This window comes from Aeromicrobium sp. NPDC092404, assembly GCF_040684095.1.
Lineage (GTDB): Bacteria > Actinomycetota > Actinomycetes > Propionibacteriales > Nocardioidaceae > Aeromicrobium.
The window spans coordinates 1070801-1091303 of sequence record NZ_JBFBFI010000002.1; the positions used below are offsets into that span (position 1 = coordinate 1070801).

Genomic DNA, 20503 nt, shown 5'->3' on the forward strand with positions numbered 1-20503 from the left:
GAGCACCACCATGAACCGCACCCTGCCCAAGATCGCCGCCGCCATCGGTGCGCTCGCCCTGGCGAGCACGCTGGCCGCGTGCGGCGGGGCCGCCGACTCGTCGACCGCCGAGAAGGTCAACCCCGAGTGGAAGAAGTACACCTTCACGATCGGTGAGCAGAGCGACGGCATCGTCCAGCTCGCCGAGGAGTCCGGCGCATTCGACTCGGCCTCGTACGAGATCAAGTTCGCGAAGTTCGAGTACGGCCCGCCGCTCGTCCAGGCCGCGGCGTCCGGTGACATCGACCTCGGCAGCGTCGGTGCGGTCCCGCCCATCACCGGAGCGGCCAAGACGCTCGGCTTCCGGATCATCGCGATCCAGACGCCCACCGATCCTGACCGCGCGCTGGAGAACATCATCGTGCCCAAGGGGTCGCCCATCAAGACGCTCGCCGACCTCAAGGGCAAGCGCATCGCGATCCCCCAGGGCAGCTCCGCGCACGGCTTGGCGCTCAACGCGATCCAGAGCGTCGGACTGACGACCAAGGACGTGAAGTTCGTGTTCCTGCCGCCGGCCGACGGCCAGAGCGCGTTCGCCGCGGGCAAGGTCGATGCGTGGTCGATCTGGGACCCGCAGTCCTCGCTCGCGATCTCGCAGGGTGCCAAGGTCATTGCCGCGGGCGTGCCGCCGCTCGACTACGGCAGCCAGTTCTACGTCGGGTCCAAGAAGACGCTGGACGACCCGGTCAAGCGGAAGGCCCTGGCCGACGTCCTGAAGCGCCTCGCGAAGGCGTACGCGTATGCCCACGAGAACCCCGACAAGCACGTCCAGGCGCTCGTCAAGGAGACCGGGCTCGATCCCAAGGTCATCGAGAGCAACATCGCGGCCTGGAGCTTCAAGATCGGCGCGGTGACCCCCGAGCAGGCCAAGGGCGAGCAGAAGCTCGCGGACAACTTCTACGACGCGGGTGAGATCACGACCAAGGTCGACGTCGACAAGGTCATCGACAACGTCCTGCCCGCCGGGTTCGGTGCCTCGTGAGCGCGCGGCAGCTGCACCTCAACGCGTTCTTGATGGAGGCCGGCCACCACGAGGCGGCCTGGCGCCTGCCCGAGAGCAACGTCGACGCCGACTTCGACCTGCAGCACTGGGTGCGCCTGGCGCGCCTCGCCGAGGACGCCAAGTTCGACTCGCTGTTCCTCGCGGACGGGCCGGCGTTGCAGGGCTCGGGGGAGTTCCGCCCGCCCGGACAGCTCGAGCCCTTGACCCTGCTGACCGCCCTGGCGGCGGCGACCAGCCGGATCGGGCTCATCGCGACGGTCTCCACGACGTACAACTCGCCCTACAACCTGGCGCGCCGGCTCGCCTCGGTCGACCACGTCAGCGGCGGCCGCGCGGGGTGGAACATCGTGACGTCCGCGACCCAGCGCGAGGCCGACAACTTCGGTCTCGACTCGACCCTCGGTCACGGGGCCCGCTACGAGCGTGCGGCGGAGTTCCTCGACGTCGCGCTCAAGCTCTGGGACAGCTGGGAGGACGAGGCGCGGGTCGGCGACAAGGCCGCCGGACGGTTCGCCGACCCCTCGCGCATCCACGCGATCGAGCACCACGGGACGTACTTCCGGGTCGAGGGAGCCCTCAACGTACGGCGTCCACCGCAGGGCTACCCGCTGCTCGTGCAGGCCGGGTCGTCGGACGACGGCAAGCAGTTCGCGGCGGCGTACGCCGAGGCGATCTTCACGGCGCACCAGACGATCGAGCGGGCGCAGGACTTCTACGCCGACATCAAGGACCGGGCCCGCAGGATCGGCCGTGATCCTGACGGGATCAAGGTGCTGCCGGGGATCGTGCCAATCATCGGCTCGACCGAGGCCGAGGCCCAGCAGCTCGCGCAGCGGCTGGACGACCTGCGGGTCCCGGAGTACGGGTTGCTGCAGCTGTCGACGATCCTCGAGGTGCCGGCGGAGTCGCTGGCGCTCGACGAGCGGCTGCCGCGCTCGGTCGTGGAGCGGCCGATCGTCGAGGGCTTCCAGAGCCGGGCCGACCTCATCGTCGAGCTGGCCACCCGCGAGGACCTCACGGTGCGCCAGGTCCTGTCGAAGCTCGGTGGCGGACGTGGTCACCACACCGTCGCCGGCACGCCGGAGCAGGTCGCCGACACCATCACGGACTGGTTCGAGAACGGTGCGGCCGACGGGTTCAACATCATGGGGCCGGCGCTGCCGTCGGGGCTCGAGGCGTTCATCGAGCACGTGCTGCCGATCCTGCGGTCGCGTGGGCTGTTCCGCGAGGACTACACGGGTACGACGTTGCGTGAGCACTACGGCCTCGCGAAGCCCGCGAACCAGTTCCACGCGAGGGAGCTGGCGAGAGTCTGACTGCGCGTCACCAGGTGCTGGGGGATGGGTCAGCCGAGGACTTGGGTGAGGTAGTGGTTGCCGAACGTACGTTTCGGGTCGAGGTCGTCGCGCACGGCCACGAAGTCGTCGAACCGGTCGTACGCCGTCGCGAAGTACGAGGCGTCGAGGGTGTGGAGCTTGCCCCAGTGAGGGCGGCCCTCGTGAGCTGTGAAGATGTCCCGGGCGGCGGCGAAGTACGCCTCGTGGTCGCTGCGCCAGTACTGGTGCACCGCGACGTAGCAGTTGTCCCGTTCGTGCCCGGTCGACAGCCACACGTCGTCGGCGGCGGTGAAACGTACCTCGATGGGGAACGAGATGTTCTCGTGCCCAGCCGCGAACCAGGCCTCGAGCTCGGCCAGCACCGAGGGCAACGCCGCCCTCGGCATCGCGAACTCGGACTCCCGGAACCGCACGGTGCGCGACGAGACGAACACGTTGAACGAGTCGTCGACGTACTCCCTCGCGCTCAGGACCGAGGCGGCGAACGCGTTGGTGCGTGGGATCCACGAGCGCTTGCGGGCGACGACGCGGTTGAGGCCCTCGAACACCGTGTTGCTGAGGAGCTCGTCGTCCAGCCAGTGCCGGAAACGGCTGACGGGCCGGCGCTCGGTGCCGTCGGCGACGCGGTTGTTGCGCTTGGTCAGTGCCTTGTCGGTGTGCGGGAACCAGTAGAACTCGAAGTGGTCGTTGTCGTCGACGAGCTCGTCGACCCGGCCCAGCACGTCCGCCAGGGGCATGGGCTCCTCGCGGGCGTGCAGCAGGAAGGCGGGTACGCACTGCAGCGTCACCTCGGTCACGATGCCCAGAGCGCCGAGCGTCACGCGGGCGGCGCCGAACCACGGGTGGTCCTCATTGATGTCGACGACCTGCCCGTCGGCCGTGACGAGCTGGACGCCGACGACCGCTGCGGAGATGCCGAACAGCTTGCCGCCGGTGCCGTGCGTGCCGGTGGAGATCGCGCCGGCGACCGACTGCGGGTCGACGTCGCCGAGGTTGGGCAGCGCCAGCCCGATGGCCTTCAGCTGGGGGTTGAGGTCGTGCAGCGAGATGCCGGCCTGAACACGTACGCGTCCGGTCGCCGAGTCGTGCGCGACGATGCGACGCATCCGGTCGAGCCGCAGCAGCACGCCGTCCGTCGCGGCGATCGGCGTGAACGAGTGGCTGGCGCCGACAGCCTTGACCTTGATCCCAGCTGCCGCAGCCTCGGCGACGATGCGCTGGACGTCGGCGGTCGAACCGGGGTGCTCGATGCGTACGGGATGGGTCTCGACGCTGCGGCTCCAGTTGGTCCAGGTGTTCTGGGTCGTCATCCGAAGTTCTTGCCCTCTCCACGGTAGGTCGGCATGCGGCGGACCGTCTCGTCGGCCGCGACCATCGCGACCTCGTCGAACCGCTCGCACATCTCGCCGGCCTTCGCGTACCGCATGACGACCCGGTCGCCGATCCGCAGGTCGCGGGCGGCCGCGCCCTTGACCGGGGTCTGGACCTCGCCGGCGCCCTCCGTGCCGACCGCCTTGAGCCCTTCGGGCCAGGTCGGTGCTGGTTGCCGGTTCTTGTTGGTCGGTCCCGATGCGATGTAGCCACCGGCGAACAGCGTGGCGATGTCAGGTGCAGGCTTGCGTACGACCGAGAGCACGAAGTACGCCGCCGGCCGGGCCTCGAAGGCGTCGTAGCCGTCGAACAGCGTCGGCGCGAACAGGCCTGACCCGGCCGTCAGCTCGGTGATGGCGGGGTCGGCACCGGTGACCTCGAGGCTGCCGGTCCCGCCGGCGTTCACGATCTCGAGCGTGGCGTGCTCCGACACCGCAGCAACGACGGCCGATCGGCGCTCCAGCAGGTCTGCCGCGGAGCGCTTCTTGACCAGGCGCACGGCCGGCGACGAGTCGGGCAGTCCGGCGATCTGCGCGTCGTAAAACATCACGCCGACGAGGTCGAAGCCCGGACGGCCGGCGATCGCCGCGGCGAGCGCGCCGGCCTGCTCGGCGGTGTGGACGGGGGAGCGGCGGACGCCGAGGTGTGCAGGGCCGATCTTGAGCGACGAGTCGACGTCGATGCACACGCGGATCGCGGGATGTCCCGGCCCGAGCAGGCCGTCGATGTGGTCGAGCGACTCGGTGCTGTCGACCATCACGGTGATCTGGGCGAGGCGTCGCTCGTCCGCGACGAGATAGTCCAGGCCGCTGCGGCTCGTCGTCGGATAGGCCAGCAGGACGTCGTCGATCCCGTTGTCGACGAGCCAGCTGGACTCGGCGAGCGAGTAGGACATGACGCCGGCGAATCCGTCGCGGGCGAGAGTGCCCTTGATGATCGACCGCACGCGCACGGACTTGCTGGCCACGCGGATCGGCACACCGTTGGCGCGCCGCACGAGATCGTCCGCGTTGGCCCACAGCGCCGGCTCGTCGATCAGCGCGAACGGGGTGTCCATCTCCTGGGTCGCGGCGAGCAGTCGGGCGTACACGCTGGAGGGTTGTGGCACGCCGTCAGTATGTCGCACCGCCGGTGGAGGATTCGATCGTCGATACTGGATCGATGCGCCGGCTCCCAGCACTCGTCCTGGCGATCGCCTTCGCCTGCGCGGCCTGCACGTCGGGGTCTGAGGAGCCGTCTCGGACCGCGCCCGAGGAGCTGACGTTCGCGTCGTTGCAGCTCGACTGGCCCGAGGCGCAGGGCCGACTCGACCCACCGGCACTGCCGGCTGCCCCGGAAGGATTCGACGCCAAGCTGCTCGAGCGGATGGCGAAGACCCTCACCGCCTGGGCGCAGCAGACCACCGTCGATCCCGACGGGTGGGGCAGCAACGACCCGCTCTCGGAGCTCAGGACGATCCTGCCCAAAGAAGCGGCGGGCACGCTCGAGGAGCAGGTACGCCCGGAGGTGTCGCCGAACCTCGCCGTCGCCAACGTCTTCGGCGACGACGTCACAGTGGTCGGCTCGCCGATGGTCACCTCGGCCTGGCGGGTCGCGACCGAGGAGGACCCGGCCGACGAGACGTTCGTGCGGCTCGAGCTGCAGACGCGCGTGGCGTACGAGGTGAGGCTCGGCGACGGTGACACCCGCGTGATCGGCGTCCTGCGGGTCCAGGGCCTGACGGCGTACCCGGACACGACCGACGACTACGGCACGGTCGGTGGCTGGCAGGAGTTCGGCGCCGGCGACTGCGCCCTGGCGATCGACGACGCGCTGGTGCCCGACAGCGATCCCGCCCAGGCCCGCAAGGATCTCGAGGCGTTCATCCGCATCGGCAACAGCAGCAAGGTCGAGATGCCTGAGCTGCCCGTGCAGGAGAAGGTCGACGACGAGTACCTCCAGCGGTGCCGCGACGGCCAGGTCTGACGCTCGCTACGATGGTCCCCGGGCTCCGGCCCGTACGCCTCTGTAGCTCAGTTGGTAGAGCGCCTCACTTGTAATGAGGATGTCGCGGGTTCGAATCCTGTCGGAGGCTCAGGGAAAAATCGGGATTGGTGGATTGGGCCGCGCACCCCCGGCGCTCCCCCGCCGGTTGAGGACCTCCAGACCGGCCTGATCGGCGCTGTCGCCGAGGTAGTGCACATAGATCTGCGTGGTCTGCAGGGACGAGTGTCCGAGCCATGCCTGAACCGTCGAGATCGATACCCCGGAGGCGAGCCAGAGGCACGCGGCGGTGTGGCGCAGGTCGTGCAGGCGACGACCTCGTCCGGTGGTGGCCCAGCGGGTGGTCCGCTTGAACCCGGCGGCGTGAAGACGCCCGCCGCTGGACGAGGTGAGGAGCAGGTCGTCGGCGCCCTTGTCCTTCGCCATGCCGCGCACCAGCGGCAGGAGCTCCTCGGACAGCGGGATGTGACGCGTCCTGCCGCTCTTGGTCGACTTGGGCTCCACCGACTCGGGTGCGGATCGGCGGACGACCAGCCTGGGCATCGGCACCTCGATGAAGTCGGCGACCCGCAGCTCACGCGCCTCCGACCACCTCAGACCGGTCCAGGCCAGCAGCCAGACGATGTCGGCGAGGTGCGGGTCGTGCGCGGCGATGTCGTTGCGCACCTCGTCCAGCTCGGCTTCAGTAAACGGCTGCATGCCCTGGGCAGGCAGCAGCTGGTGCGCCACGCTCGTGCGTGCGACCGGGTTGTCGACGCGTAGCCGCTCGCGCACGGTCCACGAGAAGAACCCCGACAGCACGGCGCGGAACCGCCTGACCGACGACTCCGCGTAGCGGCGCGACCACGCGTCCAGGACGCGCTGGACCTCGCGGTCGGTGACCCGACCTACGTGGAGGTTCCCGAGGTTCGGCGGCATCAGCTTCACCATTTCCATGTCGGCCTTGTACGTCTTCACCGCGACTGTGTGCCGGCGCGCCTCCATGTAAGTGGCGAACGCCTTGCGCACGGCAACCTCGCCGGCTCGCGGGTCGGTCCCGCCGGCCAGGGCCGCCTTCTCCCGGCTGAGCCATCCGTCGGCTTCACGCTTGGTATCGAACGTCTTGCTGGTGACGTACTCGCGACCGTTCTTGAGCGTCGCCCGCCAGCGCCCCGAGCGGTCCTTGCGAACGGGCATCAGGAAGCCCGTTCCTCGATGTACGCGAGCAGCTCGTCCTCGCGGTAGCGCGGCGTGTGGTCCGTGACCCACACGAACCGCGGGCCCTTGCCGGTCTGGCGCAATCGGCACAGCGTCGAAGGCGTGACGCCGAGGATCTTCCCAACCTGCGCCGGCGTCAGCAGCTGAATCTCTGTCATGGCACTCGTCCGTCCTCCCACCCCGATAGCGATAGCCATCTCGACCCTCCAGCCTGAGCCGGTGAGGTGGGGAACGTTCCGACTCGAAAGACATCTGTGGAGAACCAGTTGCATGGCCAGCACCCTGTGGAATACGGGCACAACCCCTAAGGCCCGATTCCATGCGTCCTAGGGCCAGGAACGTTGAACTTTCGGGGGAACGTTGGAAGGGGGAACGTTAAGAGGGGGAACGTTCCCGCTCGCTGCTCCAGGCCGATTCGCCGCGGAAACGTCGCGCCCGACAGCAGTCAAACCCGCCGTTTTCCCTCGGTGATGCACAGCCGTCGTCTAACTTCGAGTGATCCCAAAGCGAATCGGCGGTAGGCAACGGATGACGACGGGCGTGACCGTAGCGCTGAACGGCGCGCTGGTGCCGATCGAACGGGACGTCTTCATTGCGCTGTTCAGCAACTCCGTCGTGTCGACCTACGCAGGAGTTAGGAACACTCTGGACGGCAAGCCGCTTCCGTTCAAGGAGTTCCTCAATCTCGCCAATAAGGCAGAAATTCCCTACCCGTTGTTCTTCGCGCCGAAGGGTGTCGTTGAGGAACAGGTCCGGCTCAAGATCAAGAAGTTGATGGCAGGCTTTACGAAGTCCTCGTTCTCGATGCATTCGCGTCACAAGGTTGAACTTCGGGACGTTGAACTGATTGTCAAAGACTTGCTTCGCAAGCAGGAGTTGCTTCGCCGCTACGACGACACACTTGTGAAAAACGACCTCGTGGGGCTCCTTAATCGATCGCGCGGGCCGGTGGTCCAGGATGCAGGTCGACTGATGGCGGCGGTCGGATTCACCCGCTCCGAGCTTCGGACAGCGAGGACCAAGGAGGCCGCGCTCGAGCTCCTCATTGCGCGGCTTGAGGGCAAGCAGGTCTTGGTCTCTCGGAGCGCCCAGCACCACATGCCGCAGGAGATGCCCCCGCACGCCAAGTTCAGCGGAATGACGATCAAAGACAAGAAGGTCCCCTTCATCTTCCTGGCCACAGGTAACGAAGGTGAGCACCTCGAACCCGCGGGACGGAAACTCTTCACGCTTGTCTTGCTCACGGTCCTGATCGCCGAGGGGACATTCGCTCCTGTCAACTACGACGGTCACACCAAGGACGAGGCGTCGCCCCGCGCGTATCAGCTCACCGCTGAGATCTTGATGCCGGCTGCGGAGATCGGGCCCATGAAGTTTCCGGACCTGCAGTCGGTGAAGGACGCAGCCGACAAGTTCAAGGTGACCCCGAGCGCGATCGCAATGCGCGCTCGGCGACTCGGCCGGCTCGACAGAGACACGTTCAGCACCTACATGGACGAGCTTCAAAACGAGTACGAGAACCGACCGAAGCAGGTCATGTCCAGTGCCCGCCCTGTGAACGCTCTAAAGAAGTACAACGGTGTCGAGTGCTCGCGCCGGATGCTCAGCATCCTCGACTCCGGGCACATCACCCAGAATGAGTTTCGACGGATCGTCCTCTTCAACAAACTTCCCGCCGCTCAGATCAACGACTTTCGGGTGGCCGTGGGATGAATCAAACCCTGTACCTCGTCGACAACAATGCGATCGTTCAACTCAGGCGCGAGCGCATAAAATCGGCCTTCTTCCGTTCTTTCTGCCGCATCACTGACGACGTCCTTCGGGAGGCACGAGAACACCCGGATGCGGCACTCCTTTCGCGGAACAGATACGAGCTCACGCCGAGCGTGCTCGAGCAGGTCCGACGCGTCATGAAGACAGTTGAGGTGGGCGATACCAGCTTGGTTGATCTCTACGGCAACACGGGCGCAGCAGATCCCGGACTGGTCGCATCTGCGCTCCACGCGATCGCGCTGGAGGAGGAGCAACTTTTCGCGGACACGTGGGTGATTGTCACGAATGACCGTGCCGTAGAGGCCGCAGCCTCCGGCCACGGCATCCCTGTACTGAGGCCGGCTGTCCTTGCCGCGATGATCGACGCCACCTAACAACCTGGACTTGCCAGATCATGCGCATCCCGCGCAGCCGGCGAATCTATTTGCCCCGGCGCATTAGATCTAGGCGATCGGGTCACAGCCGATTTTGAAGCACGAAGGAGGATTGACAGCAATTGGCTCGTATGCCCCATTGCGGCGGAATGGTGTCCTCGGCGAGCGGTCAGCCAAGAGTCCATCGGCGGCCATCAGCTCACGATTGCAGGCATCTGACACCATTCTTCGAGCGAAGCAACATCCTGATCGGAGATTGTGCTCCGGAGCTTGCCTCCGACTTGCCAGTTGTTCGTGAGATGTCCGTGTTGTCCTGCCACAACGGGCAGACCGAGTTTCAAGTCTGCGGCTAGCAGGATGAGTTCCTGGCGTGTTCTGGCCCTACCGATGCGATCTCTCGCGTCGCCAGGGAACAGGACGGATGCCGCGTACTCGTTGGCCTCGACCTCAGCGTCGTCGTCGGCCTCGCGGTCGCCTTCAAGGTCTAGGAAAGTCTTGCGTCGCGGATGCAAAAGGAGATGTCCGATCTCGTGAAGCAGGCTAAACCAGAAGATGTCAGGCTTCTTGTGTCTTTCGGTAATGCCGATGGCTGGCTGATCGTCGATCCACCAAGTCGCGGCACATACTCGGGTCTCAGGTACCTGCCTCACGAACACTAAGGCCACGCCTGCTCCGGCGAGTGATGCTTGAGCGGCCTCGAACCCAGTCATAAAGGGCATGGTCGTGAATGCCGGAATCTGTGCCGCAGCCTTTCGTAGGCGGGCGGGTTTGTAAGGGCTGACGTCCACGCCCTTAGCGCAGTGCTCGACAAGGCCGAGCCAAAGGGCGGTGTTCTGTTCGTCGACCGTGTAGGCCTGGCTCCGCTTGAAGGAAACACGCGGCCGCATCCAAGTTTGTTCGAAGGCGGCGGGGCTAGCCACGCCGAAGAAGCGCAGGAGCTTGTTGGCGCGCTCAGGAAGGCTGTCACCCTTTCCGACGACGCCGTGTCTGATGAGGGTGCCCGCGTCGAACTTGCTCGCCCACGTCGTGAAGTCCCGCAGACTCGTGCTGGCCCTCTGCTCACTTAGATACACCTCCCAGTCGACGCCAACGTTGGCCCAGAAGCGCGGCGGCGTATCCAGCGCTCGCTCAAGGAGGACCGCCACGTCGGGCGTGATTCCCACAGCTCCCTTCACGATTTGATTGACGTGCTTTGGCGAGAGTCCAGTTCGCTCGGCGAGCTCCGCTTGGCGCATGGCTCTCTGCTTTAGAACGTGGCTAAGCACGACGCCGGGGTGAAGTGACCAATCGACGCGGATCTCTGGGAGTTGGGTAGTTGAGGGCGTTTCGTTAGTCATCGCGCAACCTTTACTGCTGAGCGACCTTCGGCGACGACATCGAGGATGTTGATGCGGACAACGTCGTTCGCATGGCGCCTGGGGTCGGTGACCGGTTCGTGATCTTTCGAGTGGGCATGCCCAATTAGCTGAGCCAATCCGAACCCGAGGGACAGCTCGGCGGAACGTGGGCCAGCAAAGGTCACGTTGACGAGTCCGGTCGAGAGGACTTCTGCCAAGGACGGCAGCGTGACCTTGATGAGGTGGACCAACAGGAAGACATCATCGCTCGCCTGAGGCCATGTCTGCGTAATCAACGTGGACGACGCGAGCATTTCTGCAAGCGACGCGTCCGAGGAAACCATGATCACGCGTGCAATTCTCTCCCAAGTTGGTGCAGAAACCTAACACGAGCGGCCTGCGTGTCCATCTGAGAACTTAACCGAGGACGCGATTTTTCATCTGGTATGATTGATTCAGTAGGTCGCTCAACTTCACATCATTCGCGATGTGCGGAGCGCAACCCCTGGGCATCGCCCTGGAGATCGGATGTGGAACATGACCACAAACAACCGGCACGTCGTGCCGAATCCCGACGGTGGTTGGGACGTGAAGGCGCCCGGCGCCGATCGCGCCAGTACCCACCACGACACGCAGTCAGACGCGATCGACCGGGCTCGGGAGATCGTGCACAACGCGGGAGGTGGCGAGGTCGTCACGCATGGTCGCGACGGCCGGATTCGCGACTCGGACACCATCGCACCCGGCAACGATCCGTTCCCGCCGCGAGACACCAAGTAGACCGAGCGACGCCAGAGGAGCAGAGACATGAATCAGCAGGAGAAGAAGGTCGAGACCATCGTTGTGAATGGCCGTCCCCAGAACTGGGCCGAGAAGGAGATCACGTTCGACCAGCTCGTCGCCTTGGCCTATCCGAACCCGCCCCAGGGCGGCAACATCGAGTACACGATCAGCTACCGACGAGCGCACGGCAACAAGCCGCAAGGCACCCTCAAGGCCGGCGAGTCGGTCAAAGTCAATGACGGCATGATCTTCGATGTCACTGCCACTGATCTCTCGTAGTCCGGACCTCGAGGAGCTGCACCTCGCCGGCTACGACATTGAGGTCAGGTCCGGGTTCCTGGTCGTCGACCAGGTCCCGTACCTGGACTCGAACTGCATCGTTCAGCGTGGAACGTTGTACTGCGCGCTGGAACTCGCTGGTGACCGGACCGCGCAACCCTCGGACCACACCATGCTGTTCGAGGGCGAGCTGCCTCATCGGGCCGATGGGCGCCCCCTGACCATCATCGCGGCCAGCGGACGCCAGAACCCCGCACGAGGAGTGTGGGCCGACCACCACTTCTCTCGGAAACCTGCCGACAACGGCAATCGGTACCGCGACTACCACCACAAGGTCACCACGTACGTCTCACTACTCGAACGGGAGGCTCAGGTTGTTGACCCGAGCGTGACCGCCCAGGCGAACACACCCGTTCGGGTGGCCGACGACGAGCCCTCCGTGTTCGTTTACCGGGACACCGCTACGCCGCGCGCCGGGATCGAACCCATGACCCAGAAGCTCGAGGTTGGGCCGATCGCGATCATCGGGCTGGGCGGCAGCGGCAGCTACATCCTCGACCTCGTGGCGAAGACGCCGGTGTCGGAGATCCACATCTTCGACGGAGACCGGTTCATCCAGCACAATGCCTTTCGTTCGCCTGGCGCCGCGTCGCTCGACGACCTCGAGGAGATCCCGAGCAAGGTTGATTACTACTCGCGCATCTACTCACGAATGCACACCGGTATCGTCCCGCACCCGTACGCGGTCGAGTCCGACAACATCTCCGAGCTCGCCCTGATGTCTTTCGCGTTCGTGGCCGTCGACAACGGCGATGCCCGGCGCGAGATCTGCGGCGCGCTCGATCAGCTCGGCATCAGTTACATCGATGTCGGGATGGGACTCTACAAAGCCGACGAGCTGCTCGGCGGACAAGTCCGGGTTACCACCAGCACCCCGGAGAACCGCGACGCAGCGAGTGCGCGGCTCCCCTTTGGCACCCCCGACCCGAACAACGAGTACAAATCAAACATTCAGATCGCTGAGCTGAACTCGCTCGCGGCGACCCTTGCCGTCATCAGGTGGAAGAAGCTCCTGGGGTTCTACCAGGACACCGACCGGGAGACGAGCACCGTCTATGTGGTCGGGGGAAACAGCATGATCAACGAGGATCAGCTGTGAGTAAGGTCGAGCGGTACACCCACGAATTCGTCGAGTTCATCCCCGACGCTCTGCTGCCAGGTGTCCTATATGTCTCCACCACCTACGCGACTACGGCCCACCTGTGTATGTGCGGTTGCGGGTTCGAAGTCAACAGCCCGATCTCGCCCCAACAATGGTGCGTGATCTTCGACGGCCGGACGGTCTCACTGTCACCTTCAATAGGCAATTGGAGCTTCGAGTGCCAATCGCACTACTGGCTCGACCGCGGACGCGTCGATTGGGCGGCTACGTGGTCGCGCGAGCGCATTGCCGCCGGCAGAGCCGCAACCGTGCGCCGGATGGAGAACGCCGCGCGGGCCCCTCACAACCCGGATCCTGATCAGACATCGAAGTCCAAGCAAGGCTGGATCTATCGACTCTGGGCGGCACGCCGCCGCTGAGGGCGGGTCGCTATGGGCAGAATGCTCGCCCCACCAGACGCCGTCCGCAATCTACCGGCGCCGGCTTGGAGGCACGTAGAGCGCATCCATGAGTCCGTTGCGTACGGCGTTGTAGGTCGATTCCCATCTGGGATCCGACTGCAAGATTCCTTCGCGACCCAGTCGGGCCGACTCGTAGATCACGCGACGGCATCCCGCAGGTGACTCCAGGGTGCGGTCGACGCAGGTGTTGAGAGGATGCTCGCGCGTCTCGACGCGGTCGACCACTTCGACAGCGATCGCGCCCGAGGCGGCAGCGCGGCGTTCTTCGTACGCGGCCCTCCGACATGCCTGCGAGCACCAGATTGGCGGTCGTCCGGTCGCCTTGCGCTGCACATCTTTGCCGCACCGTGGGCATGTTCCCCCTGCGACTTTTCGTCCATTCTCCTCGCGCTTTTCGCGCTCATTGTCTGCACTCATGACCCCTAAGGCCTTTCGTACGGACGCAAGGGGCCACCGAGAATGCAAGAGGTGTGTGGATGTTGAGGGGCGAGGTTCTGGCGGGGGAACGTCGGTGATCGCTGTGAGGATCTGAGATCGGGATCGGATTTCTTCGATCGAAGTGGCTCTGAGGGCTCAGAGACCTGCGCTGTGGACCTGCTACGCATCGCGTTCGGCAGTACAGCCATCGCAGCGGCCTCGGCACACCTTCTTGCGATCGCCGATGTCGATGGGCGTGAGCCGGGATCAGTCCGACGCAGTCATGGCACGCAGCACGAGGGTTATTCCGCTGTCGACCATCTCGTGCAGGACCGAGTCAGGCTCGCGTACCCACCGGAAGGTCGCTCCCTGCAGGACGTCACTCAGCGTGCGCGCAGCGACCGTGATGTCGACCCACGGATGGATCTGTCCGCGCTCCTGGCCGCCTTTGAGGTACGGCGTGACGTCCGACAAGAGCTGCGACTCGTACAGAGCCGGCCCGAGCGCGGCGGTCCAGCCGAGCATCATCTGCCGGCTCAGCTCTGGCTCTGACTCCACTGCCTCGCTGATCACCCTAAAGTACGCTCGGATGCCCTCTGAGATGTCGTCGGTGATGGTGGTCGCGACCTCTTCGATCGCGTGGTCGGCCATCTGGCGGACCCACAGCATCGGGATGTCGCCCTTGTTTGGGAAATGGTTGAACGCCGTTCGGCGAGAGGTGCCGGCCTCCGCAGCGATGTTGGCCATGGTCGTGTTCTCGTAACCCTGAGCGACGAAGAGCTTCGCGGCAGCGTCGAAAAGGGCCCTCCTGGTCCGGGCGGCGCGAGGGTTCGCCAACGGTGGCGGCGGTGCGATGGGCATCTATCTCGACTCCTTTCGGCGTGCGCTTGACGATAACTGCACTCGAGTGCACACTGTGACTCAGAACACCTTGCACTCAAGTGCAGTTTGATCCTGAAGAAGGAGTGACAGCGGCATGGCAAACGTAGCGCCCACCATCGAGCCCACCGAGCTCGACCCGTATGCCCCGGAAGCGCAACTCAATCCGAATCCTTACTACGACCGGCTGCGTGAGCTCGATCCGGTCATCTATGTGCCGGGTCGTGACGTCTGGCTGGTGCCGGGCCACGCGGAGGCGGTGCAGGTCCTGCGCAACCACGCCGACTTCGTCTCCGGCGACGGTGTCACGTTCGAGGTGCCGTCGACCAGGACCGAGCGGTACCCGCTTATTGAGAACGACCCCCCGGTCCACGACCACATCCGCCGGTCGATGCAGCCGTCATTCACCAAGCGGGCGATCGAGGTGTTCCGCCCGGGTGTCGAGGCCGCCGCGGCTTCGATCGTTCAGGACGCTCTCGCTCAGGGCGAGTTCGACGCTGTCAAGGTCGTGGCTCAGGAGATGCCAGACCGGGCTATGACCCTCCTGACCGGCATCACCCCGCCGAGCGCGCAGACCCTGGCGGATTGGAGCGACGCCACCAGCCGTGGCGAGGAGCCGTCCGGGACGGAGGAGCACGCCACCCAGGTCATGGAGGCGCTGACATGGCTCGTAGCCGAGGGACTGCCCAACATGCCCGCGCACTGTCTCGGGCGGTTAATTGTGGACGACGGTGGCAACGACGGTGGTCTCGAGGAGGGCTCGCAACGGATCATGACGCTGGCCTCGATCTGGCTGGCCGGCATCGACTCGACCGGGGCGGTTCTCGGTAACGCGATCAACGCGTTCATCGACCACCCCGATCAGTGGGACCTCCTGCGCAGCCGACCGGACCTGATCCCTAACGCTGCCGAGGAGCTTCTGCGCTACGGCACGCCGTTCCGGGCGTTCTTCCGCCGCACCCGCGCCACGGCCGAGGTCGAGGGGATCGAGATCCCGGCCGGGTCCCGCGTCGCCGTCATGCTGGCGGCCGCCAACCGCGATCCGCGACAGTTCCCGGACCCGCACCGACTCGACATCACGCGCGAGAACGCCAAGACCCACCTCGCCTTCGGCAACGCCCTGCACGTGTGCCTCGGCTCGCCCCTGGCCCGCATGGAGATCACCTCCTTGCTGACCGAGCTCACCCGCGGGGTCGAGCGGTTTGAACGCGCGGGCGATGCCATCCAGAGTCCCAGCCAGACCGTCCACAAGCTCGAGACGCTCCCCGTGCGCATCGTGCCGGCCGAAGGAGCATGAGCATGACGTACGACAAGGGCCCCCACGACCTCGGCGCCGGTAGCTTCGCCTGGCTGGTCCCCGAGGGCCACTGGGGGGAGAGCAACACCGGCCTCGTCCGCGGCGACGGCGAGTCCCTACTGGTCGACACGTTGTATGACCTCGACCACACGCAAGAGATGCTCGACGGGTACGCGCCGCTGACGGTCGACCACCCGATCCGCACGCTGGTCAACACCCACTCCGACGGCGATCACTGGTTCGGCAATCAGCTGGTCGCCGGAGAAGGCGTGGAGATCATCGCATCCGACGCCGCTGCCGCCTCGATGACCCAGCACAACGTGGACGAGATGATCGCCCTGCCGCACCGGCACGACCACGTGGGGGATTTCATCCGTCCCATCGCGGCCAACTTCGATCTCAGCGGGATCGTCCCGACCCCGCCGACCCATACGTTTAGCGGTCATCTCGATCTCGACATCGGCGGTCGCGAGGTGCGGCTCATCGAGGTCGGACCAGCGCACACCGACGGCGACGTGCTGATCCACGTGCCCGAGGCGGGCGTCGTCTACACGGGGGACATCGTCTTCATCGGTGGTGCCCCGCTGGTCTGGACCGGTCCGATCTCGGCCTGCATCGCGGCGATCGACCAGATCTTGGCGCTCGAGCCGACCGTCGTCGTCCCCGGCCACGGCCCGTTGACCGACAGCAAGGGCGTGCGTCGCGTCCGCGACTACCTCGAGCACGTCGCGACCGAAGCTACGGTCCGCTTCCGCGCCGGGCTGACCGTCGAGGAGGCCATCGACTCGATCGACATGTCGGCGTTCGCGGACCTGTCGGAGCAGGGGCGCATCGCCGCAAACGTCCTCAACGTCTACGAGGAGCTCGATCCTGAGCGCCCGCGGGCCGACCGGGGCGAGCAGTTCAGCCGGATCGCCGCGTGGGAACTCGGGGTGACGGCATGAAGATCGCACGGATTGACCTCGACGGCACAACTCGGCTGGGCATCGTGGACGGAGAGAGCGTCCAGCCGCTGGCTGCCGACGTGCAGCAGCTGGACCTCCTGACGGCGTCTGCGGCCGAGCGTCGACAGATCGTCGATCGCAGCGCCGACGGCTCGCCGCTCGCGCTGTCGGACGTACGTTTGCGGGCGGCGATCGAGCCCACGACGCTGCGGGACTTCCTGACGTTCGAGGAGCACCTCGAGGGCAGCTTGAAGATCCTGGGCGCCACGGAGCCGCATCCAGTCTGGTACGAGATGCCGGTCTTCCTCTTCTACAACAGCAACACGGCGCTGGGGCCCGGCGACACCGTGGCCGTCCCGCCGGGATGCGAGCTACTCGACTTCGAGCTCGAGCTGTGCGTGGTGATCGGCAAGGCCGGCAAGGACCTGACGCCCGAGCAGGCCGGCGAGCACATCGCGGGCTACACGTTGTTCAATGACTGGTCGGCGCGCGACCTCATGGAGCGAGTGATCCCGTTCGGCATGGGTCCGATGAAGGGCAAGGACTTCGCGAACTCGTTTGGGCCGTGGATCGTCACGGCCGACGAGCTGGAGCCCTTCCGACGCGATGGTCGGATCGCGCTGGACCTGCACGCCGAGCTTAACGGCGTGCCCCTCCCCGCGGGCGGCGACAACTCGGTCAACATGGCGTGGTCCTTCGAAGAGATGATCGCGTTCGCCTCGCGCGGTACCGAGCTCAAGCCCGGTGACGTGCTGGCCTCCGGTACGTGCGGCGGAGGCTGCCTGCTCGAGTACTGGGCCCACCTCGACACTGAGCAGGTTCCGCCGCTGAAGCCGGGTGACGTCGTCACCCTCGTTGCGCAGGGCATCGGCTCGATGTCCAACACGATCGTCGCCGGAGCGAGCCCCGTGGCCCTGCCGAGGGCCCGGGCCGCCCGCGAGCGGCGCGATCGCCGATGGGCAGCTGTGGTGAGCCATGTCGGCTGAGCCAGCGATCGCCGCGTTCACGCGCGTCGTCGGTACGTACGGGGGACCGGGACCCTCGGCGTCGTACGACGAGCTGTGGCAGTGGTCGGTCGACGACACCACCGGATTCTGGCGTGCCGTCGGAGACTTCTGCGGGCTGGCGTGGGAGACCGAGCCCGACGCGATCACCGACGGCGCCCCGATGCCCGGGACCCGGTGGTTCCCGGGGGGACGCCTCAACTACGTGTCGCAGGTGTTTTCCGGACGTCACACCGGCTCCGCCGTGATCGGCCACGACGAGAACGGCATCAGCCAGACCCTGTCCTGGTCCGAGCTCGAGCAGCAGGTCGGCGCCCTCGCCGCGACGCTGGAGGACATCGGGGTGAGGCCCGGCGACCGCGTGGTCGGCTACCTGCCGGACCGTCCCGAGGCGATCGTGGCCTTCCTCGCCGCCGCAAGCCTCGGGGCGGTGTGGGCTGGCTGCGGCACTGACCTGGCCGGAGATGCGGCCTTGGCCCGGATCAAGCAACTCGAGCCGACCTGTCTGGTCGCGGCCTCCGGCTATCACCACCGGGGCCGTTGGATCGACCGCACGACGGACGTCGAGGCAGTGCGCGAGGGGCTGCCGAGCCTGCGCGCTACGGTCCTGGTAGGGGACGGCCACGCGACGACCAGCGGCACGCTTGGATGGGCGGCTGCCGTCGACTCGTCCGTCTCGACCCGCGCGCCCGTCGCGGTGCCGTCCGAGCAGCCGCTGTGGGTCCTGTTCAGCTCAGGTACCACGGGCCCGCCCAAGGGCATCGTGCACAGCCACGCGGGAGTCGTCGTCGAGCACCTGAAGACACTGCGCCTGATGTTCGACATGCGACCGGGGGACCAGTTCCTCTGGTACACGACGCTCAACTGGATGATGTGGAACCTGCGGCTCAGCGGACTGCTCTGCGGCGCCACGGTGCACTGCTTCGACGGCGCTCCCACGCCCCGCGCGCTGTGGGAGGTGGCCGAACGAGGCCGGGTCACACACCTCGGCGTCAGCCCGGGCTACCTGAGCGCTTCCCGTGACGCCGATCTGCGCCCGGCCACCGATTTCGATCTCGGCTCGCTGCGGATGCTGGGCTGCACCGGTTCGGTGCTCACCGCGGCGATGCACCGGTGGGCCGCCGCCGAGCTCGGTCCCGGAGTCGCCATCAGCTCCTCAACTGGGGGGACCGATGTCGTCGGAGGATTCGCCGGCGGGGTGCCCACGATGCCGGGCCGTCCGGGGGAGATCACGGCACGCTGGCCCGGAGTCGACATGCACGCCTGGTCAGCCGACAGGGAGTCGCTGGTCGGTGAGGTCGGCGAGCTCGTGGTGACCAGTCCCATGCCCTCGATGCCGGTGGGCTTCTGGGACGACCCGGACGGCAGCCGCTACCGCGGCGCGTACTTCGAGGAGTTCCCCGGGGTGTGGCGCCATGGCGACTGGGTGACGATCACCGACCACGGGTCCGTCGTGATCCACGGCCGGTCCGACGCGACACTGAACCGCCACGGCATCCGCATGGGCAGCGCCGACATCTGCCAAGCCGCGGAAGACGTGCCCGAGGTGACCGAGGCCCTCGTAGTGGGTGTCGAAGAACCCGACGCGGGCTACTGGATGCCGATGTTCGTGACCCTCGTGGAGGGCCGCCACCTCGACGACGACCTGGTCGCGTCGATCAAGGCCGCAGTACGTGACAAGGTCTCGCCGCGCCACGTCCCCGACGAGGTCATCGAGGCGCCGGGCATCCCGCACACGTTGACGGGCAAGAAGCTCGAGGTCCCCGTCAAGAACATCCTCCGAGGCTTCGCGGGGGCGGTCCGGGTCGACGCGATCGACCAGCCCAAGCTCGTGGACTTCTACCAGCAGGTGGGCGACGCCCGCCGTTCGACGAGACGAGGTGAATCTGATGCCAGCTCCTGAGACCCTGGACCTGGTCGTGCTCCGGAAGGATCCGGTTGCCGACGGCGTCGTCCGGCTCGCGCTGGGCCGACCGGACGAGGGCGAGCTGCCGCCCTGGGAGCCCGGGGCGCACGTCGACCTGCACGTCGGCGAGGCGCCGACTCTGATCCGTCAGTACTCGCTGTGCTCCTCACCGTCCGACCGCACCCGGTACGAGGTCGCGGTACTCCGTGAGGCGGAGAGCCGCGGCGGGTCGTCGTACGTCGTGGACCGCTTGGCTGTCGGGGACCGCGTGCCGGTTAGTGCCCCTCGCAACCACTTCGCACTCGTGCCGTCGCCGCGGTATGTCTTCGTGGCCGGCGGCATCGGCATCACGCCGATCATCCCGATGATCGCGGCCGCCGAGGCGGCCGGGTCCGACTGGACCCTCTTGTATGGCGGACGCAGCCGCGGGTCGATGGCCTTCGCCGACGAGCTCGCCGCTGCCTGGGGTCCCCGCGTCTCGGTACGTCCTCAGGATGAGCACGGGCTGCTCGACCTGGCGAGTGTGCTCGCGATTCCGGCCCCGGACACGGCGGTCTACTGCTGCGGGCCGGGACCCCTGCTCGACGCGGTCGAGGCGGTGTGCACGCCGTGGCCGCCGGGCGCGCTGCACACCGAGAGGTTCGCCCCGGTCGAGGGCGCATCCTCCGACGGCGAGGACACCGAGTTCGAGGTCGAGTTCGCCCAGTTCGGTGTCACGCTCACGGTCCCCGCCGACCGGTCGATCATGGAGGTCGCCGACGAGGCGGGGATCCCGATCACATACTCCTGCGAGGAGGGCACCTGCGGCTCTTGTGAGATCGCAGTCCTGTGCGGCCAGGTCGACCACCGCGACACCGTGCTGAGCGACGCGGAGCGCGAGGCCGGCACCAGCATGATGATCTGCGTCTCACGCGCCCGGTCGTCCCGTCTCGTCCTGGATGCGTGACCGGACGTGGT

21 protein-coding genes and 1 tRNA gene are annotated in these 20503 nt (G+C 66.4%); 15 read left to right on the forward strand and 7 right to left on the reverse strand.

The window, feature by feature from the left end; genetic code table 11:
* The first annotated feature begins 10 nt into the window (after window positions 1–10).
* Together AB0N22_RS15860 and AB0N22_RS15865 are read left to right on the forward strand one after the other, a co-directional pair.
* Window positions 11–1021 (forward strand): aliphatic sulfonate ABC transporter substrate-binding protein, encoded by a 1011-nt coding sequence (locus AB0N22_RS15860; protein WP_364642269.1) that lies wholly within the window; start codon window positions 11–13, stop codon window positions 1019–1021.
* Window positions 1018–2358, forward strand: coding sequence for an LLM class flavin-dependent oxidoreductase (locus tag AB0N22_RS15865; protein ID WP_364642272.1), 1341 nt, complete (start codon window positions 1018–1020; stop codon window positions 2356–2358). Before AB0N22_RS15860 ends, AB0N22_RS15865 begins: the two co-directional genes overlap by 4 nt.
* 29 nt (window positions 2359–2387) lie before the next feature.
* On the opposite strand, the gene AB0N22_RS15870 is transcribed toward AB0N22_RS15865, so the two are convergent.
* Together AB0N22_RS15870 and AB0N22_RS15875 are read right to left on the reverse strand one after the other, a co-directional pair.
* Window positions 2388–3689: a D-arabinono-1,4-lactone oxidase gene (locus AB0N22_RS15870; RefSeq protein ID WP_364642275.1), complete on the reverse strand. Its 1302-nt coding sequence runs from the start codon at window positions 3687–3689 to the stop codon at window positions 2388–2390.
* Window positions 3686–4858 (reverse strand): alanine racemase, encoded by a 1173-nt coding sequence (locus AB0N22_RS15875; protein WP_364642278.1) that lies wholly within the window; start codon window positions 4856–4858, stop codon window positions 3686–3688. Before AB0N22_RS15875 ends, AB0N22_RS15870 begins: the two co-directional genes overlap by 4 nt.
* Before the next feature lie 53 nt (window positions 4859–4911).
* On the opposite strand from AB0N22_RS15875, the gene AB0N22_RS15880 reads away from it, so the two are divergent.
* Window positions 4912–5715, forward strand: a complete 804-nt coding sequence (locus AB0N22_RS15880) for a hypothetical protein (protein ID WP_364642281.1) — start codon at window positions 4912–4914, stop codon at window positions 5713–5715.
* 36 nt (window positions 5716–5751) lie between these two features.
* Window positions 5752–5824 (forward strand) — tRNA-Thr (locus AB0N22_RS15885).
* On the opposite strand, the gene AB0N22_RS15890 is transcribed toward AB0N22_RS15885, so the two are convergent.
* Together AB0N22_RS15890 and AB0N22_RS15895 are read right to left on the reverse strand one after the other, a co-directional pair.
* Window positions 5824–6909, reverse strand: a complete 1086-nt coding sequence (locus tag AB0N22_RS15890) for a site-specific integrase (RefSeq protein WP_364642284.1) — start codon at window positions 6907–6909, stop codon at window positions 5824–5826. The genes AB0N22_RS15885 and AB0N22_RS15890 overlap by 1 nt on opposite strands.
* Window positions 6909–7088, reverse strand: coding sequence for a helix-turn-helix domain-containing protein (locus AB0N22_RS15895; RefSeq protein WP_056211580.1), 180 nt, complete (start codon window positions 7086–7088; stop codon window positions 6909–6911). The genes AB0N22_RS15890 and AB0N22_RS15895 overlap by 1 nt, the downstream gene beginning before the upstream one ends.
* A 370-nt stretch (window positions 7089–7458) precedes the next feature.
* Here AB0N22_RS15895 and AB0N22_RS15900 point away from each other — a divergent pair, with 370 nt between their 5' ends.
* Both AB0N22_RS15900 and AB0N22_RS15905 read left to right on the forward strand, forming a co-directional pair.
* A complete protein-coding gene (locus tag AB0N22_RS15900; protein WP_364642287.1) occupies window positions 7459–8643 on the forward strand; it encodes a hypothetical protein in 1185 nt (394 codons plus the stop codon).
* Complete coding sequence (locus AB0N22_RS15905; protein WP_364642290.1) at window positions 8640–9077, forward strand: hypothetical protein; 438 nt, start codon at window positions 8640–8642, stop codon at window positions 9075–9077. Before AB0N22_RS15900 ends, AB0N22_RS15905 begins: the two co-directional genes overlap by 4 nt.
* 194 nt (window positions 9078–9271) lie before the next feature.
* On the opposite strand, the gene AB0N22_RS15910 is transcribed toward AB0N22_RS15905, so the two are convergent.
* Window positions 9272–10414 carry a helix-turn-helix domain-containing protein gene (locus tag AB0N22_RS15910; protein WP_364642293.1) on the reverse strand — a complete coding sequence of 381 codons (1143 nt, stop codon included), beginning with the start codon at window positions 10412–10414 and terminating at the stop codon, window positions 9272–9274.
* The gene (locus AB0N22_RS15915; protein ID WP_364642296.1) at window positions 10411–10764 is read right to left on the reverse strand and encodes a hypothetical protein; all 354 of its coding nucleotides are present in this window, start codon (window positions 10762–10764) and stop codon (window positions 10411–10413) included. The genes AB0N22_RS15910 and AB0N22_RS15915 overlap by 4 nt, the downstream gene beginning before the upstream one ends.
* Before the next feature lie 187 nt (window positions 10765–10951).
* On the opposite strand from AB0N22_RS15915, the gene AB0N22_RS15920 reads away from it, so the two are divergent.
* From AB0N22_RS15920 to AB0N22_RS15935, 4 genes are read left to right on the forward strand one after another with little or no spacing between them, the layout of a single operon-like run.
* The gene (locus AB0N22_RS15920; RefSeq protein WP_364642299.1) at window positions 10952–11194 is read left to right on the forward strand and encodes a DUF2188 domain-containing protein; all 243 of its coding nucleotides are present in this window, start codon (window positions 10952–10954) and stop codon (window positions 11192–11194) included.
* A gap of 27 nt (window positions 11195–11221) precedes the next feature.
* Window positions 11222–11476, forward strand: a complete 255-nt coding sequence (locus AB0N22_RS15925; RefSeq protein WP_364642302.1) for a multiubiquitin domain-containing protein — start codon at window positions 11222–11224, stop codon at window positions 11474–11476.
* Window positions 11451–12635 carry a ThiF family adenylyltransferase gene (locus AB0N22_RS15930; protein WP_364642305.1) on the forward strand — a complete coding sequence of 395 codons (1185 nt, stop codon included), beginning with the start codon at window positions 11451–11453 and terminating at the stop codon, window positions 12633–12635. Before AB0N22_RS15925 ends, AB0N22_RS15930 begins: the two co-directional genes overlap by 26 nt.
* Window positions 12632–13057: a DUF6527 family protein gene (locus AB0N22_RS15935; RefSeq protein WP_364642307.1), complete on the forward strand. Its 426-nt coding sequence runs from the start codon at window positions 12632–12634 to the stop codon at window positions 13055–13057. Before AB0N22_RS15930 ends, AB0N22_RS15935 begins: the two co-directional genes overlap by 4 nt.
* A gap of 726 nt (window positions 13058–13783) precedes the next feature.
* Here AB0N22_RS15935 and AB0N22_RS15940 read toward each other — a convergent pair.
* Window positions 13784–14377 carry a TetR/AcrR family transcriptional regulator gene (locus AB0N22_RS15940; protein ID WP_364642310.1) on the reverse strand — a complete coding sequence of 198 codons (594 nt, stop codon included), beginning with the start codon at window positions 14375–14377 and terminating at the stop codon, window positions 13784–13786.
* 115 nt (window positions 14378–14492) lie between these two features.
* Here AB0N22_RS15940 and AB0N22_RS15945 point away from each other — a divergent pair, with 115 nt between their 5' ends.
* From AB0N22_RS15945 to AB0N22_RS15965, 5 genes are read left to right on the forward strand one after another with little or no spacing between them, the layout of a single operon-like run.
* Window positions 14493–15692, forward strand: a complete 1200-nt coding sequence (locus AB0N22_RS15945; protein ID WP_364642313.1) for a cytochrome P450 — start codon at window positions 14493–14495, stop codon at window positions 15690–15692.
* Window positions 15693–15694: 2 nt separating this feature from the next.
* Window positions 15695–16636: an MBL fold metallo-hydrolase gene (locus AB0N22_RS15950; RefSeq protein ID WP_364642316.1), complete on the forward strand. Its 942-nt coding sequence runs from the start codon at window positions 15695–15697 to the stop codon at window positions 16634–16636.
* On the forward strand, window positions 16633–17622 hold the full coding sequence (locus AB0N22_RS15955; RefSeq protein WP_364642319.1) for a fumarylacetoacetate hydrolase family protein: 990 nt from the start codon (window positions 16633–16635) through the stop codon (window positions 17620–17622). Before AB0N22_RS15950 ends, AB0N22_RS15955 begins: the two co-directional genes overlap by 4 nt.
* Window positions 17612–19543 carry an acetoacetate--CoA ligase gene (locus AB0N22_RS15960; RefSeq protein WP_364642321.1) on the forward strand — a complete coding sequence of 644 codons (1932 nt, stop codon included), beginning with the start codon at window positions 17612–17614 and terminating at the stop codon, window positions 19541–19543. Before AB0N22_RS15955 ends, AB0N22_RS15960 begins: the two co-directional genes overlap by 11 nt.
* Entirely contained in the window at window positions 19530–20492 is a 963-nt protein-coding gene (locus AB0N22_RS15965; RefSeq protein WP_364642324.1) for a PDR/VanB family oxidoreductase, read from the forward strand. Before AB0N22_RS15960 ends, AB0N22_RS15965 begins: the two co-directional genes overlap by 14 nt.
* Window positions 20493–20503 lie beyond the last annotated feature (11 nt).

Excerpts from the sequence above, each read along its gene's own strand:
- AB0N22_RS15940 (WP_364642310.1), bottom strand. The coding sequence starts at position 14,377 with ATGCCCATCGCACCGCCGCCACCGTTGGCGAACCCTCGCGCCGCCCGG.
- AB0N22_RS15955 (WP_364642319.1), top strand. The coding sequence starts at position 16,633 with ATGAAGATCGCACGGATTGACCTCGACGGCACAACTCGGCTGGGCATC.
- AB0N22_RS15950 (WP_364642316.1), top strand. The coding sequence starts at position 15,695 with ATGACGTACGACAAGGGCCCCCACGACCTCGGCGCCGGTAGCTTCGCC.
- AB0N22_RS15910 (WP_364642293.1), bottom strand. The coding sequence starts at position 10,414 with ATGACTAACGAAACGCCCTCAACTACCCAACTCCCAGAGATCCGCGTC.
- AB0N22_RS15965 (WP_364642324.1), top strand. The coding sequence starts at position 19,530 with ATGCCAGCTCCTGAGACCCTGGACCTGGTCGTGCTCCGGAAGGATCCG.
- AB0N22_RS15925 (WP_364642302.1), top strand. The coding sequence starts at position 11,222 with ATGAATCAGCAGGAGAAGAAGGTCGAGACCATCGTTGTGAATGGCCGT.
- AB0N22_RS15945 (WP_364642313.1), top strand. The coding sequence starts at position 14,493 with ATGGCAAACGTAGCGCCCACCATCGAGCCCACCGAGCTCGACCCGTAT.
- AB0N22_RS15860 (WP_364642269.1), top strand. The coding sequence starts at position 11 with ATGAACCGCACCCTGCCCAAGATCGCCGCCGCCATCGGTGCGCTCGCC.
- AB0N22_RS15900 (WP_364642287.1), top strand. The coding sequence starts at position 7,459 with ATGACGACGGGCGTGACCGTAGCGCTGAACGGCGCGCTGGTGCCGATC.
- AB0N22_RS15890 (WP_364642284.1), bottom strand. The coding sequence starts at position 6,909 with ATGCCCGTTCGCAAGGACCGCTCGGGGCGCTGGCGGGCGACGCTCAAG.
- AB0N22_RS15870 (WP_364642275.1), bottom strand. The coding sequence starts at position 3,689 with ATGACGACCCAGAACACCTGGACCAACTGGAGCCGCAGCGTCGAGACC.
- AB0N22_RS15930 (WP_364642305.1), top strand. The coding sequence starts at position 11,451 with ATGTCACTGCCACTGATCTCTCGTAGTCCGGACCTCGAGGAGCTGCAC.
- AB0N22_RS15920 (WP_364642299.1), top strand. The coding sequence starts at position 10,952 with ATGACCACAAACAACCGGCACGTCGTGCCGAATCCCGACGGTGGTTGG.
- AB0N22_RS15880 (WP_364642281.1), top strand. The coding sequence starts at position 4,912 with ATGCGCCGGCTCCCAGCACTCGTCCTGGCGATCGCCTTCGCCTGCGCG.
- AB0N22_RS15960 (WP_364642321.1), top strand. The coding sequence starts at position 17,612 with ATGTCGGCTGAGCCAGCGATCGCCGCGTTCACGCGCGTCGTCGGTACG.
- AB0N22_RS15905 (WP_364642290.1), top strand. The coding sequence starts at position 8,640 with ATGAATCAAACCCTGTACCTCGTCGACAACAATGCGATCGTTCAACTC.
- AB0N22_RS15895 (WP_056211580.1), bottom strand. The coding sequence starts at position 7,088 with ATGACAGAGATTCAGCTGCTGACGCCGGCGCAGGTTGGGAAGATCCTC.